Annotated in this window: 14 protein-coding genes; 7 read left to right on the top strand and 7 right to left on the bottom strand. The window is 72.0% G+C overall.

The window, feature by feature from the left end; all coding sequences use genetic code 11:
* Positions 1–79: 79 nt before the first annotated feature.
* The 3 genes from ACGFIK_RS11330 to ACGFIK_RS11340 are packed head-to-tail and all read left to right on the top strand — an operon-like array spanning position 80 to position 2222.
* Positions 80–463 carry a YwqJ-related putative deaminase gene (locus ACGFIK_RS11330; RefSeq protein ID WP_327023646.1) on the top strand — a complete coding sequence of 128 codons (384 nt, stop codon included), beginning with the start codon at positions 80–82 and terminating at the stop codon, positions 461–463.
* Positions 460–945, top strand: a complete 486-nt coding sequence (locus ACGFIK_RS11335) for an SUKH-3 domain-containing protein (RefSeq protein WP_327023648.1) — start codon at positions 460–462, stop codon at positions 943–945. The genes ACGFIK_RS11330 and ACGFIK_RS11335 overlap by 4 nt, the downstream gene beginning before the upstream one ends.
* Positions 942–2222 carry an SseB family protein gene (locus ACGFIK_RS11340; protein ID WP_327023649.1) on the top strand — a complete coding sequence of 427 codons (1281 nt, stop codon included), beginning with the start codon at positions 942–944 and terminating at the stop codon, positions 2220–2222. Before ACGFIK_RS11335 ends, ACGFIK_RS11340 begins: the two co-directional genes overlap by 4 nt.
* Before the next feature lie 29 nt (positions 2223–2251).
* Here the strand turns inward: ACGFIK_RS11340 and ACGFIK_RS11345 are convergent, their stop codons facing one another.
* The 5 genes from ACGFIK_RS11345 to eccCa form a co-directional block, all read right to left on the bottom strand.
* Complete coding sequence (locus ACGFIK_RS11345; RefSeq protein WP_327023650.1) at positions 2252–2881, bottom strand: hypothetical protein; 630 nt, start codon at positions 2879–2881, stop codon at positions 2252–2254.
* Between the two features lie 25 nt (positions 2882–2906).
* Entirely contained in the window at positions 2907–4166 is a 1260-nt protein-coding gene (gene mycP / locus ACGFIK_RS11350; RefSeq protein WP_327023651.1) for a type VII secretion-associated serine protease mycosin, read from the bottom strand.
* Positions 4167–4273: 107 nt separating this feature from the next.
* Positions 4274–6037: a hypothetical protein gene (locus ACGFIK_RS11355; protein WP_327023652.1), complete on the bottom strand. Its 1764-nt coding sequence runs from the start codon at positions 6035–6037 to the stop codon at positions 4274–4276.
* A 37-nt stretch (positions 6038–6074) separates the two neighbouring features.
* Positions 6075–6692, bottom strand: a complete 618-nt coding sequence (locus ACGFIK_RS11360; RefSeq protein WP_327023653.1) for a hypothetical protein — start codon at positions 6690–6692, stop codon at positions 6075–6077.
* 128 nt (positions 6693–6820) lie between these two features.
* Positions 6821–10783, bottom strand: a complete 3963-nt coding sequence (gene eccCa, locus ACGFIK_RS11365) for a type VII secretion protein EccCa (RefSeq protein WP_393338977.1) — start codon at positions 10781–10783, stop codon at positions 6821–6823.
* Between the two features lie 175 nt (positions 10784–10958).
* On the opposite strand from eccCa, the gene eccD reads away from it, so the two are divergent.
* Positions 10959–12347 (top strand): type VII secretion integral membrane protein EccD, encoded by a 1389-nt coding sequence (gene eccD / locus ACGFIK_RS11370; RefSeq protein WP_357532295.1) that lies wholly within the window; start codon positions 10959–10961, stop codon positions 12345–12347.
* A 9-nt stretch (positions 12348–12356) separates the two neighbouring features.
* Here the strand turns inward: eccD and ACGFIK_RS11375 are convergent, their stop codons facing one another.
* Complete coding sequence (locus ACGFIK_RS11375) at positions 12357–13103, bottom strand: SUKH-3 domain-containing protein (protein ID WP_327023655.1); 747 nt, start codon at positions 13101–13103, stop codon at positions 12357–12359.
* A gap of 141 nt (positions 13104–13244) precedes the next feature.
* On the opposite strand from ACGFIK_RS11375, the gene eccB reads away from it, so the two are divergent.
* The 3 genes from eccB to ACGFIK_RS11390 all read left to right on the top strand — a co-directional run bounded on the left by eccB (position 13245) and on the right by ACGFIK_RS11390 (position 15465).
* On the top strand, positions 13245–14672 hold the full coding sequence (gene eccB, locus ACGFIK_RS11380; protein WP_327023656.1) for a type VII secretion protein EccB: 1428 nt from the start codon (positions 13245–13247) through the stop codon (positions 14670–14672).
* Positions 14673–14833: 161 nt separating this feature from the next.
* Positions 14834–15163 (top strand): WXG100 family type VII secretion target, encoded by a 330-nt coding sequence (locus ACGFIK_RS11385; RefSeq protein ID WP_327027368.1) that lies wholly within the window; start codon positions 14834–14836, stop codon positions 15161–15163.
* 14 nt (positions 15164–15177) lie between these two features.
* Positions 15178–15465 (top strand): WXG100 family type VII secretion target, encoded by a 288-nt coding sequence (locus ACGFIK_RS11390; protein ID WP_327023657.1) that lies wholly within the window; start codon positions 15178–15180, stop codon positions 15463–15465.
* 79 nt (positions 15466–15544) lie between these two features.
* Here ACGFIK_RS11390 and mycP (ACGFIK_RS11395) read toward each other — a convergent pair whose 3' ends face one another.
* Positions 15545–16843: a type VII secretion-associated serine protease mycosin gene (gene mycP / locus ACGFIK_RS11395; protein ID WP_393338981.1), complete on the bottom strand. Its 1299-nt coding sequence runs from the start codon at positions 16841–16843 to the stop codon at positions 15545–15547.
* Positions 16844–16859: the final 16 nt, after the last annotated feature.

The raw sequence follows: 16859 nt of genomic DNA on the forward strand, positions 1-16859 counted from the left end.
TGAGTCCGCTCGATAGGCTGCCCTGGGTGGACCCGGCCCGCTGGTGGTGCCGGGGTCCCGGTCTACCGGGGGAGGACGGATGACCCAGCTGCGGATGCTTCCGCTGGTGGCGGGTGCCCTGCTGGTCGATGGGACCGTCCACACGCACACCTCCGTACGGGGTGATGTCGCCCCACGTCTGCACCCGGTGGTCCGGCGGTTCCTGCACGAGCTGCCGGTCGGGCAGCGGGAGCGGTTCACCGGCTGGTGCGCGGAGCCGGTGCTGATCTCCGACCGGTTGTACGCCGCCGAGGCCGACGGTCCGCCCCTGAACTCCACCCGGGCCCGCTCCCTGCTGTGGGGGGCCAAGGTGCACCTGACCCGGGTACGGGAGGAGGGCGACCCGCGTCATGGCCAGACTCAGCCACCCTGCCGGTCGTGTGCGGCCCTGTTGGACTGGTTCGGTATGGAGGCGTTGACATGACCGAGCGCTTTCCACCCCCGGTGGCCGAGCTGCTGGCCACCGCAGGCTGGTCACCCCAGGTGCGGGACGAGAACCGGGCCCGGGAGTGGGCGGTACGCCTAGCCGCCGACGCCACCCCGGACGGGCGCCAGCACGTCATGACGACCGCCGCCGTGCAGGCGTACGCCGAGTTCGGGGGACTGCGGCTCCGCCCATCGGGCGACGGGGAGCAGGTCGCCCCCAGTGAGATCCACCTAGATCCCTTCCGGGTACGACACTCCGTGGCCACCCTGGCGGAGTTGGCCACCGTCATCGGGGTGCCCCTCAGTCCCCTCGGTGAGGAGGGTGACGGCACCGGCATCCTGGCCATCGACGAGCAGGGCCGGGTGTTCGTCCTGGACCACACCGGCGACTGGTACCTGGGGGCGAGCCTCGACGAGGCGCTCGGCACCCTGCTGCTCGGCCGCCGGCCCGCCCGGGTGCGCGAGGACGGCACCTGGTGACCACCCCGTTACCGCCGACCGGCTGGCAACCGAGCACCAGCACGGAACACGCGCTGCTGGCGGCGGTCGAGAACGACGACACCGTGGCCTTCCTGACCGCCCTCGCCACCGGAGCGCTGCTGGTGCCGGTGCCGCCCTCGGCGACCCCCGCCGAGCCGGTGGCCTGGCCTACCGGCCACCACGAGGGGGTCACCCATGTGATGGCCTACACCTCTCCGGGGGCCATCGCCGCCGGGCTGCCCGGTCAGGACGTCAGCTACCGGGTGTCGGTGCTGACCGACCTGGCCGTCGACTGGCCGGACGAGGCCTGGGTGCTGGCCGTGAACGCCGGGCTGCCCATCGGGGTACGACTGACCGCGGAGGAACTGGCCACTCTCACCGCCGCCTCGGTGGAGGTGGAGAAGCCGCTCCGCGACGCGATCCAACGGCAGGACCCGGACGCCCTGATGTCCGCCCTGCTGCGTACCGAACTGGTGCTTCCGCTGCGACCGGGCGGCCCGGCGACCCGTGACCTCGGCGACCCGGAGTTCCCCTGGTGGGTGCTGCCGGACGAGCAGGGGCGGCCCAGCGTGCCGGTGTTCACCTCGGAGGCCCGGCTGCGCCAGGCCCTCGGAGATCACGAGCTGGTGGTGGTCAGCAGCCTCCAGGTCACCGAACACTGGCCGGACCCCTCCTGGCAGTTGTCCCTCAACCCGGAGACACCCTTGGCCGCGGCGCTGCCCGGCGAAGCGGTGTTGGCCCTGCGCGACTGGTTCGGCGAACTGCGGGTCGTACTCGACGGTGCCGCCGAGCAGGAGCGCGGCCGACGGGTCAGCGCGGTCTACGCCGACCCGTCGACAGTGGGGGTACCGGTGTCGCCGCCCGCCACCCAGCCGATGGTCGAGGAGGAGGACGAGGGGCCCGCTGTGGACGTCCCGCTGCGGCTGCAACTGGTCATCGCCCACCGCTACCTGCCGTCCTACCTGGACGACGGGTACGACCGGGCGGCCGGTCTGGTGCACACCTGGCACGGGCCCGGACGGGACACCCCGCTGCGGCTCTACCGGCGGCTGGGCCTGCTCGGCGCGGGCTCACCCTTCGAGGAGTCCGACGCGTGGGTGGCGGTGCTGCGCTGGACACCCGGCGAGGACACGCCCCCGGAGTGGGGTCAGGGCTCGCCACGGATGGAGTCGTTGGTCGTCCCGGACGGCACCGAACTGCGCTGCCTGCACCAGGACGGCCGGGACGAGTTCCTGGCCCGCTTCGACGCCACCGCCCGCCGCTGGACCCCCGCCTGACCGATCCGGCGACGATCCCCGACCGCTGGTCAGCGCCGTCGGCCGGGTCTCGGTGAGCGCGGTCGGCCGGCGAACCAGGTACGGGCCGGCGGGCTCTTGATCAGAGCCAGGGCCACCCCGGCCAGCCCGCCCACCACCAGGGGGGTGACCATCGTCGGCGCGAAGCTCAGCTTGCCCTGCACCAGCAGCACCACGAGGACGACGACGAACAGCCCGAAGGTGAAACCGGCCGGCACGGCCAGCCCCTGGGCGCTGTCGCCGGTCCAGGCCATCAGGATCCCCAGCGCGCCGAGCATCACCACCAGCAGGGCGATCGCCAGCACCCCCGCCCCGATACCCACCACCAGTGCCCGACCCAGCCCGTCACCCTCGGCTCCCAGCATGGCCCGGAAGAAGGCGATACCGGCGATCAGCCAGGTCACGATGGAGGGCAGCATCAGCAGGACCGCCAGGGTGACGACGAAGGGCCGTCGGGCGGACGGCTTCCCCGCAGCGGGTGCGGGCTGGCCACCCGGAGCACCCGGAGCGGGCATCGGGTGCCCGCCGGGAGTCGGTTGTCGGCCGGGCAACTGGGGTGCGCCGGGCAGGTGATGCCCGTCCGGTGTCTGGTAGGGGTCGGAGGGTGGGGGCGGAAACCCGCCGGTAGGGGTGGCCGACATCGGTGACCTCCTGAGGTCGGGTCGCTCAGCCGGGCGGCCGCCGCCAGACCTCGTCCGGGGCCTGCCCAGGCTGATCCGGGCCGTCCCAAGGCCCGGCACCGGCTCCCACAGCGCCCACCGGGGCGGGTGGAGCCTCGTCGACGAGTTCGGCATTGCGTCGCCGGGTGCGCAGCATCCAGACCGTGGCGACGGTCCCGCCGACGAGCAGGACGAGTACGGCGATGATGGCGGCCCAGACGAGGATCAGCACGTCGTCATCGCGCTCCCGGGGATTGGCCAGGGCCGGGTCGAGGGGTGCGGCCGGCGGAGCACTGGCCCGAGGGCTGGCCCGCCCGTCCGGCTCACCGGTCAGGGCGGTCCGCAGGTCGAGCACCCCCCACCCGTAGTCGAGGTCCCGACCGGGGGCCCCGGCGTCGCGGGTGGTCTCCAGCAGCCGCGAGAACAACTCGTACGCGTTCAGGTCCGGGTACTTGGCCTTGACCAGGGCCATCGCGCCGGAGACGAGCGCGGCGCTGCTGCTGCTGCCGAGCGAGGTGACGTACCTGTTCCCCGGGGCGGCCTGGACGATGTCCTCGCCCGGGGCGGCGATGTTCACCTCTTCGGCCGGCAGGGCCGCCTTCTTGCTGATGACACCGTTGCGGTCGGTCCCGTTGACGGCGATCGTGGCCGGGTGGCGAGCCGGGTTGCTGATGATGATGTCTTCGCGGTTGCCCACGGCGGCGACCACGACGATGTTGCGTTGGTAGGCCCGGGCGACCGCGCGATCCAGTTCCTCGTTGAAGCTGCTGCCGAGGGAGACGTTGATGATGTCCGCGCCGTTGTCGATCGCCCAGTTGATCCCGGCGGCGACCGCCGTGGGGGCGATCAGCGGGCTCTTCTCGCTCTTGATGGTCACCGGCAGGATCTTGGCCTTCGGTGCGACCCCGAGCACCCCGTCGGCATTGCCCGGCCCGTGTCCGTGCCCGGCGATCAGCGAGGCCATTCCGGTGCCGTGGCCCACCCGGTCGACCCCACCCTTGGTGCCCTCCTCGTAAAGGTCCGCGCCGGGCAGGACGTTGTCCTTTAGATCCCGGTGTTTGGCGTCCACCCCGGTGTCCACCACGGCCACGACGACACCCTCACCCTGGCTGATCTTGTGCAGCTCGGGGAGTTCCAGGGCCTTGACATGCCACGAGTCGTCCCTGGTGGAATCCGCCAGGGACGGTGCCGCGGGCAGGGCCAGCGCCGCCAGGACGCCGGCGGTGCTGAGCGCCAGGACGGCAGCCGGTCGGGTGAGGACACGCATGCCCGTCCACCTTCCTCTGTGGTTCGTTACGGAGACGGCCGAAAACGGGCGTTCACCGCATGGTACGGGCCAGCCACCGGTGCTGCGGTGAGCTGGCCCGTCCGTGTTCAACTCTGACCCAGCGCCCTGCCCTGCTCCCTGGGGCGGTGCTCCGCCGGCGCCTCGACGACCCCGACGGCGGAGGACTCGGTGGCCCACAGTTCGTCGTCGCCGTCGCCGTACTCCCAGGTGTCCTGATCCTGGTCCCGCTGGGCGTCCTTGCGCGGGCCCGGCAGGACCGGCCCACCCCGTCGGCCGCCGAGCGAGGGGGCCGGACCGGTGGTCGGTGCCGGACGTGCGGCACCGGCGCGACCGTTCAGATCGGGCCTACCGGCGCCGCCCGGCACCCCCGGGCCGCCGGTCGCCCGGACGCCGGGCGGGGTGGCGGGGTGACCACCGAGGGGAGCACCCGGCCGGGAGGGGGTGCCCGGGGCCGACCCGCGCTGCCCACCCAGGCTGGGGGGCGGCGAGGCGGGACGTCCGGGCGTGCCGCCCCGCTGACCGGGAGGTGCCGTGGAGCCCGGCAGGCGCGGGCTGGAGGGCGGTGGGGTGGTCGACGGGGCCGGTCGGAGTGGACCGGCACCGGGGCGCCCGGGGACACCGGTGTTGCCCGGCAGGGTCGGGCGGTTCGGCGCGGGCCCACGTCGGCCGTTGCCCGGCGCACCGGAGCCGTTGCCCGGGCCGCCCGCACCCGGCAGGGTCGGCCGGTTCGGCGCGGGACCCCGGCCACCGCCCGGCGCGGGCGGGCCACCGGAGCCCGGCAGGGTGGTCCGGGGGGCGTTCGGTCGGGTGCCCGGCGGCGTTACCGGCCCGGTGTTGCCCGGCGGCAGCATCGGCGACACCGGTGGGCCGCCCGGCACGGGTGCGTTCGGGGTGGCCGTGACCGGCGGCGGGGTGGGTGCCGGCCCCGGTGGGGGCACCGTGGTGGTGCCACCGGAGAGGTTGACCCCCTCGGGCGGGGTCGGGGGGGCGTTGGTCTCCGGTGTCGGGACGCTCATCTCCGGCTCGCCGGGCCGCCCCGGCCGGGGCGGCAGTTCCGGCTGGTTCGGCACCTCCCGGACCAGGCCGGTGACCTTCGGAGGTGGCCCGGAGCCGGGCCGGGTGGGGGCGGCCGGTCGCCCCGGTCCGCCGCCGGGACGTCCCGGTCCGCCCGGCAGGTTCTTGCCGTCGAAGAGGGCCGCCTCGGTCGGGCCCTTGAACTTGCCGCCGCGCGAGATGTTCGAGATGTACACGTCGATGTACATGTCGGCCAGGGGCTTGGTGATGTTCTTGGCGCGCTGGTGAAACTCCTTCTGGACCTCTTCGTACGTCTTGTGCTTGTCGCCGAGGATGTCGCCGAAGGTAATCTCCGACTTGTCCTTCTCAAAGATCTGCTGCTGGCGCTTCTGCTCGTTCGTGTACTCCTGCCACAGTTGGGTCATCTCCCGCTGGGCTGACGAGATCTTGCTGGCCAACTGCTCCAGACCGATGGCGTTGTTGCTGGCCACGTTCTTCCACTCGTCCAGTGAGTGCAGGGTCGCACCCACCTTCGACATGAAGACCCGAGCGGCCGGCGACTGCCACTTCTTGTCCAGGGCATTGGCGTGCCGCTGGAGGTTGTCCCGGGTGGACTCCAGCAGGCTCGCCGTCCGCCGCCACATCTCGGCGAGCGCGGTGGTGCGTTCGTCGCTCTCCTTGCGGACGTACTCCCACATCTGCTCGATGTTGACGCCGTCCCACTTGGTGGGCTCGTACGGCGACGCCTGGTCGGACCGTTCGGCCGCGTAGTCGTCCCGCATCCCCCCGTACGCCGGGTAGCTGATCGGCGTGTAGCCGTAGTAGTCGTCGCTCATTCCCGCTCCTCAGGTCCCCCGCAGCACCTGGCAGTAGTCATCGCAGGCTCGACTGGTCCAGACGGAATTCGTCACCGTACATGCGCTGGTCCTCGCCCGGGATCTCGTAGGCCCCCGGACCGTCACCCACGGTCTCCGAGGCGGTCCACGCGGGCGCCTTCTCCCGGGTGTCCTCCGTCGGGCAGGAGTCCATCCCGTGGTACGGGCCGACCGGCTCCGGGTTCCTCGCCTGCTCGGGTACGACCTCCGCGGGGTCGCCCTCCTGCTGCCACTTGCCGCTGAGGGTGTTCTGGCCGTCCACCGCGTTGAAGGCGTTGTAGACGTCGTCGTTGGTGGCCTCGGCCAGCGCGTCACCCAGCAGGTACTCAGCGGAGATGGAGGTGGCCGCCGCGCTCAGCGCGGTCAGACCCTTGATCACATCGCCGATCAGGTGCGACACGGCCATCCGGCTCTCGTCGTGCCGACCCCGGAAGAAGGCGGCCTCTTTCAGCCCCCCGCTGCCGAAGGGTGCCTGCACGGTGAGCATCGGGCTAAGGCCCCGCTCGAAGCTGGGCTGGAAGTTGTTCTCCAGCTCCTTGCGGATGGCCGTGGCGAAGTCCTGCAACTGGTTGACGTCGACGTCGATGGTTTCGTTGACGAGCCACTCGCCGCTCATGGTCCCTCCCCCGTTGGCTCACACGGTGCTGGCGCGCCTGCCCGATCTCCGCTCTCGGATCGACGCAGCCGCACACCGCAGGTCCACTTTGGCTGACGGTAGTCCGGTCCGGCAACCCCGTGGGTCCCCTACCCACGAGGTGGAAGATTCACCAACTGCACCAGTCGGGTGCCGCCCCGTCGGGAGACCAGCCAGCCCCGACCCGGCGGCAGGGGTCCGGGTCGCACCGTGCCGAGCAGCACCCCCTCGTCCCGGTTGCCGGACATCACGATGCCGGGGGTGCTGATCTCCCGCAACCGCATCAGCACCGGCTCGTAGAGCGCCCGGCTGGCCCCACCGGTGCGGCGGGCGACGATCAGGTGCAGACCGATGTCCCGGGCCTGGGGCAGGAACTCCAGCAGGGGGGTCAGCGGGTTGCTGCCCGCGCCGGCGACCAGGTCGTAGTCGTCGACCAGGACGTACAGGTCCGGCCCCTTCCACCAGTCCCGGGCCCGCAGCCGCTCGGCGTTGATGTCCGCCGGTGGCAGCCGGTCCCGCATGACGGCGGCGACCTCGGCCACGATGCTCTCGGTGATCTGCGCCGTCGAGCCGTACCCGATCAGGTGCGGGGTCTCGATGTCGCCCAGCAGGCTGCGCCGGTAGTCGACGATGACCAGCCGGGCCTCGGTCAGATCCCGGGTGTCGACGATGGTCTGCGCCAGCGACCGCAGGAAGGTGCTCTTACCGGACTCGCCGTCGCCGAAGAGGATGAAGTGCGGATCGGTGGCGAAGTCCAGGTGCACCGGGGAAAGGTCGACCTCGGCGATGCCGATCGGGATCCCGGGCTGCCCGGTGTTCGGCAGGCTGCCGTACGGGACCTCCGGCGGGAGCAGCCGGATCGGTGGGGCACCCGGCCCCTGCCAGGCGGCGGCCAGGTCGGTGGCCAGCTTGCGGGCCCCCTCGGGGAGGGTCTCCGACTCCTGGGCACCGTCGATGCGCGGCAGGGCCGCCAGGAACTGCTGCCCGTCCGGGGTGATGCCGCGACCGGGTGCCTTCTCCGGCACGTTCATCGCCGCCCGGCGGTCCAGGTTGGAGTCGCTGGCGTCGGCCAGCCACAACTCGATCCGGGTACCGAAGACGTCCCGGACGGCCGGCCGCAGGTCCATCCAGCGGCCGGCGGTGACGATCAGGTGGATGCCGAAGGAGAGGCCCCGGTTGGCGATGTCGTTGATGGTCGGTTCCAGGTCCTCGAACTCCGAGCGCAGGGTCCCCCAGCCGTCGATGACCAGGAACACGTCGCCGAAGGGGTCGTCGCCGTGCTGGCCGTGCCGGCGGGCCCGCCGGTACTCGGCCATCGAGTCGACACCCCGCTCGGCGAACCGCCGCTCCCGCTCACCCATCAACAGCTGCAACTCGGCGACCGTACGTCGGACCAGGCCCGCGTCCAGCCGGGTAGCCACCGAACCGACATGCGGCAGGTCCCGCAGCGAGGACAGGGCGCTGCTGCCCAGGTCCAGGCAGTACACCTGGGTCTCCCGGGGGGTGTGGGTCAGCGCCAGGGAGGTGACGATCGTCCGCAGCAGGGTGCTCTTGCCGCTCTGCGGCCCCCCGACGATCACGGCGTGACCGGCCGCCCCGGCCAGGTCGAACCAGAGCACGTCCCGGCGCTGCTCGAAGGGCTTGTCGACGATGCCGACGGCCACCTGCAACTCGCCCAGCAGACCGGCGTGCGCCACGGTCACCCCACGGGCCGGGTCGGCCGTCAGCGGCGGCAGCAACTGGTCCAGGGTCGGTGGCTCGGCCAGCGGCGGAAGCCACACCTGGTGGGCCGGCTTGCCCCGGCCGGTGAGTCGCCCGACCAGGATGTCCAGCACACTCTCGCCGACCCCGTCGACCGGCTCCGGAGCCTCCTCCTCCTTGGGGGTACGGGTCACCGGGGGCGCCACGTAGCCGGTGGTGTACTCGCGTACCCGGTCCTCGCCGTCACCGGCCGCGACCGCCGCGGCGGTCTTGCTGCGGTAGGTGCCGGAGACGTACGCGGCCTTGAACCGGACCAGCGGTTCGGTGCCGAAACGCAGGTACCCGTGCCCGGGAGAGCGGGGCAACTCGTAGGCGTCCGTCGCGCCGAGCACCACCCGTGACTCCATCGCCGAGAAGGTCCGCAGACCGATCCGGTACGACAGGTGGGTGTCCAGCCCGCGCAGCCGCCCCTCCTCCAGTCGCTGCGAGGCCAGCAGCAGGTGTACGCCGAGAGACCGACCCACCCGACCGATCTGCACGAACATGTCGATGAAGTCGGGTTTCGCGGTGAGCAGCTCGGAGAACTCGTCACAGATGATCAGCAGGCTGGGCAGCGGCGACAGCGGAGCGCCCGCCGCCCGGGCCTTCTCGTAGTCGCGCTGGGAGGCGTAGTTGCCGGCCGAGCGCAGCAGTTCCTGGCGGCGGACCAGCTCACCGTTGATGGCGTCGGTCATCCGGTCCACCAGGGGCAACTCGTCGGCCAGGTTGGTGATCACCGCGCTGGTGTGCGGCAGGCCGTCCAGCCGGGTGAAGGTGGCACCACCCTTGAAGTCGACCAGGACGAAGTTGAGGCTTTCCGAGGAGTGGGTCGCGGCCAGGGCCAGCACCAGGGTGCGCAGCAGCTCGGACTTACCGGAACCGGTGGCACCGATGAGCAGCCCGTGCGGGCCCATGCCGTCCTGCGCCGACTCCTTGAGGTCCAGCTCCACCGGGCCGCCGTCGACACCCATGCCGATCGGCACCCGCAGCCGGTCCCGGTTGGGCCGGGGCTGCCAGGCCCGATCGACGTCGAACTCGTACGGGTCACCGATGTCCAGCAGCTCGGTCAGGCCCATCTCGCTGGTCAGCGGGGTGTCGCCACCGCCCCGGGAGGCGGCCGACAGCCGCAGCGGGGCCAACTGCATGGCCAGCGCCTCGATCTCGGCCACCCCGCAGTCGTCCGCCCGGCCGATCTCCGCCGGGCCGTCCACCGTCAGGCTGCGCAGCTGCCGATCCGTGGTCACGTCGAGCACCAGACGGGCCCGGTCGAGCATCCGGGGCGGCGGGGTGGACAGGTCGAGCAGGGTCACCCCCTCCACCCCGCCGTCGGTCATCAGGTGGTCGGAACCGGCGGTGTCACCGCCGTCGATGACCACCAGCACGTGTGGCCCGCCGACCTGGGTCCCTCCGCCGCTGGCGTTGAACCGGGGCCGACTTGCCAGCACGTCGTCGAGCATCGCCTCCAGACCGGTCACCGAGGGGGAGACCAGGCGCAGTTGCCCCAGGGCGTCCGTACGCGCGGGGTGCAGCGCGTGTGGCAGCCACTTCGTCCACTCCCAGTCGTCACGACGTTCCGGGGAGACGCAGATCGCGACGAGCATGTCGTCGGGGGCGTGGAAGGCGGTGGCCTGGGCCAGCACGGCCCGCACCATGCCCCGGGCGGCGTCCGTGTCGCCCCGCAGGTGTACCCGGGCGAAACCGTTCAGGGCCATGGTCACCGGCAGGTCCGGCACCTCGCCGTAGGTGGTGAGGAATCGGCGCAGGGCCAGCGCGCACATCGGCTCCAACTTCTCCAGCGAGGTGGCCGGGGGCGGCACCAGCGGAGTGGCCAGTTCCTGCGGGCCCAGACCGATCCGGACGGTGCCGAAGTCCACATCGCTGCGGCGGCGTTCCCACAGCCGGGGTCCCAGCGGCAGGGACCACAGGGTGTCCGGGTCCGGGTGCCGGTAGAAGGCGGCCTCCCGCTGTCGGCGGATGGTCTTGAGAACCCGTCGGCGCTGCCGGGACAGGTGGGTCATGTACTCCCGGCGCTTCTGCAACATCTCCTGCTTGCTCGGGCCCCCGGAGTTGTTCGTCAACTGGGCCCCGAGCATCCCGATGGCGGAGAGTCCGAACAGGCCGCCGGTGACATACCCCAGGGTGGATCCGCCACGACCGGCGAACATCAGGGCCATCGCGAAGGAACCGGCGAGCATCGGCAGCAGCATCATCATCTGCCCCCACGCCTTGCCGCTGGGTGGGGGTACCTCCGGAGGCGGGTCCAGGAGCACCTCGCCGGAGGGGTACTCCGGTTCCGGCTGTCGGGCGGGTCGTTTGACGACGACCGTGCTCACGTGACAGACCTCCGTTGCCTCTTCTGGGCGTGATGGTCACGCCCGGCACCCCCGTACGCTCGGCCACCGCCGTGAACCGGCACCCGCGTCACCGGCACATGGTAGGTAGCCTTCTCCCGTCATGACAGCAGCGGGCCGATCGATCGAGCCCGCTTCGCGTACCGAAGGGTCTTCAGTGGTCACCCAGGCCGGAACCGGACTCGCGCGTATCGCCGTCGTCGCACCCAGTCGGCGGCTTGATCTAGCCCTGCCCGAGCACCTGCCGCTGGTCGGGCTGCTGCCTGCGGTGCTGCGTCAAGCCGACGAGGAGCCCTCGGACGGCACCGCCCACGGTGGCTGGATGCTGCGTCGCAGTGACGGCAGTGCCATCGACCTGAGCCGTACCCTCGCCGCCCAGAACGTCCGCGACGGCGAGACCCTGCACCTGGTGCCCCGCCGCACCGAGTGGCCGGAGCTGGCGTACGACGATCTGATGGAGGCCGTGGCCGACGGGGCTCGGCGGCGGGGGGTGGCCTGGACCCCGTTCGCCACCCGGCTGACCGGCCTGATCGTGGCCGGGGTGCTGCTGCTGTTCGGCCTGGCCGTGATCGTGACCTCCGAACAACCCGGTTGGCTCGGTGGCGCGGTGGCCCTCGGCGCCGCCGCGCTGCTGCTGATCAGCGGCATCGTGCTGTCCCGGGCGATGGCCGACTCCCTGGCCGGTGCGGTGGTGGCCGCCGCCGGCCTGCCCTACGCCTTCGTCGGCGGGGTGCTGGTGATCGGCACCGGGGAGTCGGTATGGGCCCTGGGGGCACCGCACATCCTGCTCGGCTCGGCCGTGCTGCTGCTGTCCGGTCTGCTCGGCCTGCTCGGGGTGGGGGACGCCACCCGGGTCTTCGTGGCGGCGGTCTTCGTCGGCTTCTGGGGCATGGTCGGTGGACTGCTGGCCCTGGGCTCGATGGACGCCGCACAGGGCAGCGCCGTGGTGGTCAGCGCGGTGGCCCTGCTGCTGCCGGCCATGCCGCTGCTCTCCGTACGGCTGGGCAAGATGCCGATGCCGGCCCTGCCGCGTACCGCCGAGGACCTGCTGCGCGACGAACCGCAACCCAAGCGGGAGGTGATCTACCAGGCCACCGCCCGGGCCGACGAGGTGCTCACCGGCATGATCTTCGGTGCCTTCCTGGTCACCATCGGCTGCCTGGTGGTGCTCACCGCCACCGGGACCACCGCCGCCCTGCTGCTCTCCGCCGTGATCTCGCTGGGCTACCTGCTGCGGGCCCGGCTGGTGCCGACCGTCCGGCACCGGGTCCCGATGCTGGCCGTCGGCCTGGTGGGGCTGGGTCTGCTGCCGCTGGTCGGCGCCGCGGACGCCTCCACGGCCGGTCGGGTGCTGGCCGTGTTGCCGGTGGCCCTGGTGGCCGCCGGGGTCTCCGCCGCCGCCGGGCTCGCCTACAGCCGGCGGGCCCCCTCACCCCGGCTGGCCCGGTTCGGTGACGTCCTGGACATCCTGCTCCAACTCGCCGTGGTGCCGGTGGCCTGCAGCGTGCTGGGCCTGTACGCCTTCATGCGGGCGATCAACGGCTGACCGGCGGCCTCACCAGTCGAGCTCACTGGCCTCGGTCATCTCATCGCCCCGGATCAGGCTGACGATGGCCGAGTCCAGATCCGGCCCGACGAGGAACTCGTCGGCCCAGTGCAGCAGGAAGACCCGTCCCTGGGCATCCATCACCAGCTCGGAGGGGCCGTCCTCGTTGTTGCCGATCGGGTAGACCGGGGTGTCGTACTCCTCGATGAAACCCCGGGCGCCCTCGGTCGTCACCCCACCGCGGGTGGGGTGGAGATAGCTGGTGAAGCCACCGCCGGGCCGGCCGCTGCGGCCGAACTGGGGCAGGGTCAGGCCACCGAACTCGATCAGGGCGGCCCGTGCCGCGGGGGGACACTCCAGGCCGGCCAGATCATCGGCGAACCGGACCATCCAGTGCTCCACCGCCGAGGTGACATCCCGCCCGGGGAACCACCCGGCCGACTCCAGAACGTGGCGTACCTCCGGCGGGAAGCGACCCTCGGCCGCCTGGCGGCGGGTGTACCGCTCGGCGATCAGGTGCTCCGGCAGCGACGGCCACTGGGACACCTCCCCGGTCTGCCGGTCGATGACCGCCCGGGGGTAACCCGTGGCCGGTGGCGGTGCCGGGGGGCCCTCGGTGGCCGCACCCGCCGGCTCGGCCCGCCATGCGACATAGCCCAGGTCGAATTCGTGCAGGAAGACCTCGGGCGGGGGCCCGGGCCGACCGGCGGCGGCCCATTGCCGGGCGATCGCCAGGGCCTGGTCACGACTGATCATCGTTGCGCTCCTCGGGCTGCCGTCCTCGGCGTCGAGGGTCGACGCCGGGTGCGGGAACCGGCGGACTCGACATCGTGCCTATGGTAGGCACCGCGGTCCGGCGATCGTGACCGTGCCGGCGTACGCCAGGGGGAGGGTGCCATGCCGTCGCGGCGGGACCAGGTTCAGTCGTACCAGTTCTTCGTGCAGCGGATGACCTCCGCTCTGGTGGCTCGTGAGCCGGATCCGGAGGCGGCGCCGTTCCGTCGGCTGGGTGGTGCCGGCTTCGCCAGTGTCATGGTGGCGGTGCTCTGCCTGGCCGGGGTCGGGGTGTACGGCCTGCTTCGCCCGGGTGGGGCTACCAAGTGGAAGGACGGCGGCGGGGTCATCCTGGAGAAGGAGACCGGCACCCGGTACCTGTACCGGGAGGGCCGGCTGCACCCCGTGGTCAACTACGCCTCCGCCCTGCTGGCCCTGGAATCGGCCGCGCCGACGGTCTCGGTCTCCCGTAACTCCCTGGTCGGCACCCCCCGAGGTCCCCGCATCGGCATCCCGGACGCGCCGGACGCGCTGCCGGCACCGGGCCGCATCCTGGACGGTGCGTGGACCCTGTGCACCCAGCCCGCCCGGGACCCGGCCGGGGGCGTCGTCGCCACCACCGTGCTGACGGTCGGCCGGGCCCCCAGCGGGGGCCGGGAGCCGGGCGACGCGGCCGTGCTGGTCCGCGACCGCAAGACCAAGCGGCTGCACCTGGTCTGGCGTGACCACCGGTACGAGATCCGCAACGAGAAGGTCGTGCTGGAGGGGCTGGTGATGACCGCCGAACCGGTGGTCGAGGTCGGCGGGGCATGGCTGAACGCCCTGCCCGCCGGTGAGACGATCACCCCCCGGCGGGTGTCCGACCGGGGTGCCTCCTCCACCGCCCTGCCGAACGCCCGGGTCGGTCAGGTCTATGTGGTCAAGAGCCAGAACGACAGCCGCCAGTACTACGTCGTGGAGCGGGAGCGGCTGTTCCCGATCACTCCCGTCCAGGCGGACGTCCTGCTGGCCGACGGCGAGACCCAGGCCGCGTACCAGGACGGGAGCAAGCCCGCCCCGATCGAACTCGCCGCCGGTACGGCCGCCGCCGCCCCCAAGGCCCCCCCGCCCCAGCAGGGGCGACACCGCGCACCGGAGCAGCGCCCGGAGATCGCCCGGCTCAGCGGCAGCGACCCGGCCATCTGTGCGGCGTACCAGCCCGGCCAGGACGAACCGACCGTGCTGCTGGACGCGCAGGTCGAGCCGGTACGCGAACCGGTGCGGACCCGGGAGCAGACCGGCAGCGGAGTCCCGCTGGCCGACCGGGTGGTCATCGAGCCCGGCTACGGGGTACTGGTCAATGCCCTGTCCTCGCCCGATCAGGACAATGGCACCCTGAACCTGGTCACCGACCTGGGCTATCGCTATCCGCTGGCCTCCGAGGGAGTGCCGGCGATGCTCGGCTACTCCGGTGTCCAACCGGTACGCCTGCCGGCGAGCCTGGTGGTGCGGTTGCCCGCCGGACCAGCCCTCGATCCGACCACTGCGAAACAGGCACTTGATCCGGAATGACGGCCAATGCCCATAATGGAGCGGTAGCCGAGTCGCCGGTCTAGCGCGGGCTGGATGCGACCCGTTACCGTTCGAGCGACGATGGTGCGTGAGCGCCGACTTAAAGACCGCCCCCGATGCCCGCGGGGCGATCCCAAACGAGGACGGGGGTGACTTCCGCCATGTCGATGCGTACCGACACCGGCTTGATGCTGAAGACCGAGGGTGACGTCGATGCTGTCGCCGATCGGCTCACCAGCAACCTGAACGGGCTGATGAACCAGCTCGCGCCGCTCTACGACCAGTGGAAGGGTGCTGGTGCGGGTTCGTTCCAGCAGGTTCGTGAGCGGTTCGACCAGGACATGGCCCGGCTGAACGTCGCGCTGCGCGCGATCGCCGAGGCCGTCGGTTCGGCCGGTAAGGACTACGACGTCAGCGACGAGGAGATCCGGGCCGACATGGACACCGCCGGTGCGACCGCCGGCCAGATCACCGCAGCACTGAAGCTCTGACGGGGGAATTCACGATGGAAATCAAGTACAACTTCGCCGGTCTGAACGCGGCGGCCGACAGCTGCAACGGTTCGGTCCGGAACATGACCAGCGAGCTGGAGGGCCTCAAGTCGGGCATCGCCCCGCTGCTGGCCACCTGGGACGGCGACGCCCGCGAGGCGTACTTCCAGCGCCAGCGCGAGTGGGAGTCCGCCGCCAACGACCTGCGTGACCTGCTCACCCGGATCGAGCGGGCGCTGCGCGAGTCGGCCGGCAAGATGCAGGCCCGCGAGGCGGCCAACCGGGCCAAATTCAACGGCTGAGCCGCTACCGCTGCATCCGATGGCCCGGCGATCCGCCGGGCCATCGTCATGTCTGCCCCCGGTGGGTTCGCGGCTGCCGTCAGCCCCGCGAGGTTGAGGAGGGCACCCGGAAGAAGGCCTCCTCGGGCTCGTCGATCTCCGGCCGGGTGGGCGGGGGCGCGGCCGGTCGGGTCGGCCGCCACCGGGTACGCCGCCCGCGCGGCAGCAGACCAGCCAGCACCGCCACCCCGATCGAGATGGTGGCCAGGCCCAGCCCGATCCAGAGGGCCAACTGGCCGAACAAGGCCCAGCGTTCGGCACGGGCCTGGGCCGCGGCGTTCTGCGGCACCTCCGGCAGCGGCGGGGGTGCCACCGGCTTCGCGGTGGTCAGTCGTTCGGTGACCGCACGGTACGGGTTGACCACTCCGCTGCCGTAGCCCTGTGCCGCGTCGCCCCGGGCCGGGTCGGCGGTGGCCAGAATCCGCCGAGTGACCTCCTTGGCCGACAGCCCCGGCTCCGCCGCCCGGATCAGCGCGGCCGTCGCGCTGACCATCGGAGTGGCGAAGCTGGTGCCGTCGTAGGCGGCGTGACCGGTCAACCTGGTCGCCGCCACCACCGCTCCACCCGGGGCCACGATGTCCACGTACGGGCCGATCTGGGACTGCCGGAACCGGGAGCCGGTCTCGTCGATGGCGCCCACCCCGATCACCCCCTCGTAGCTGGCGGGGTAGGGCACCGGATCGGGCCGGGCACCGTCCTGGTGCAGGTTGCCGACGGCGGCGACCAGTACGACATCCTTGTCGACCGCGTACCGGATCGCCCGCTCCACGTCAGGGTCCGGGCGGTAGAGGGTCACCGACATGTTGATCACCTTGGCGCCGTCGTCGACCGCCCGCATGATCGCCTGGCCGAAGACCGCACCGCTGACAGAGGCACCGGCGGTGTCCGCGCTCTCGGTGGCATTGCGCTCGCTGACCCGGATCGGCACGATCGTGGCGTCCGGCGCCAGGCCGTGGAAGCCCACCCCCTCCTGCCGGGTGGCGGCGATGATGCTGGCGACCGCCGTACCGTGCGAGACGCAGTCCACGTCGCCGCCGGGTGCGCCGCGCAGGGCGTCGAATCCGGTGGCCACCCGCCCCGCCAACTGGGGATGACTACTGTCGGTGCCGGAGTCGATCACCGCTACCCGTACCTGGGCACCCGTGCTGAAGGGCCACACCCGCTGCGGGGCCAGCCACCGCTGGTGCCAGGGGGTCTCGGTGTTGACCTCACCGGGGTCGCTCGGATTCTGGCATATCGCCGGATCTGCCTGGGCCGGCGCCGGAGCAGGGACCGCGAGTGCCGTGGTCAGCACCGCCCCCAACAGGGCAAATGTCGCCATAGGACGGCTGCGGGCCATTCGTGCTCACCTCCGG

Source organism: Micromonospora sp. NPDC048871, from assembly GCF_043198155.1.
Taxonomy (GTDB): Bacteria; Actinomycetota; Actinomycetes; order Mycobacteriales; family Micromonosporaceae; genus Micromonospora.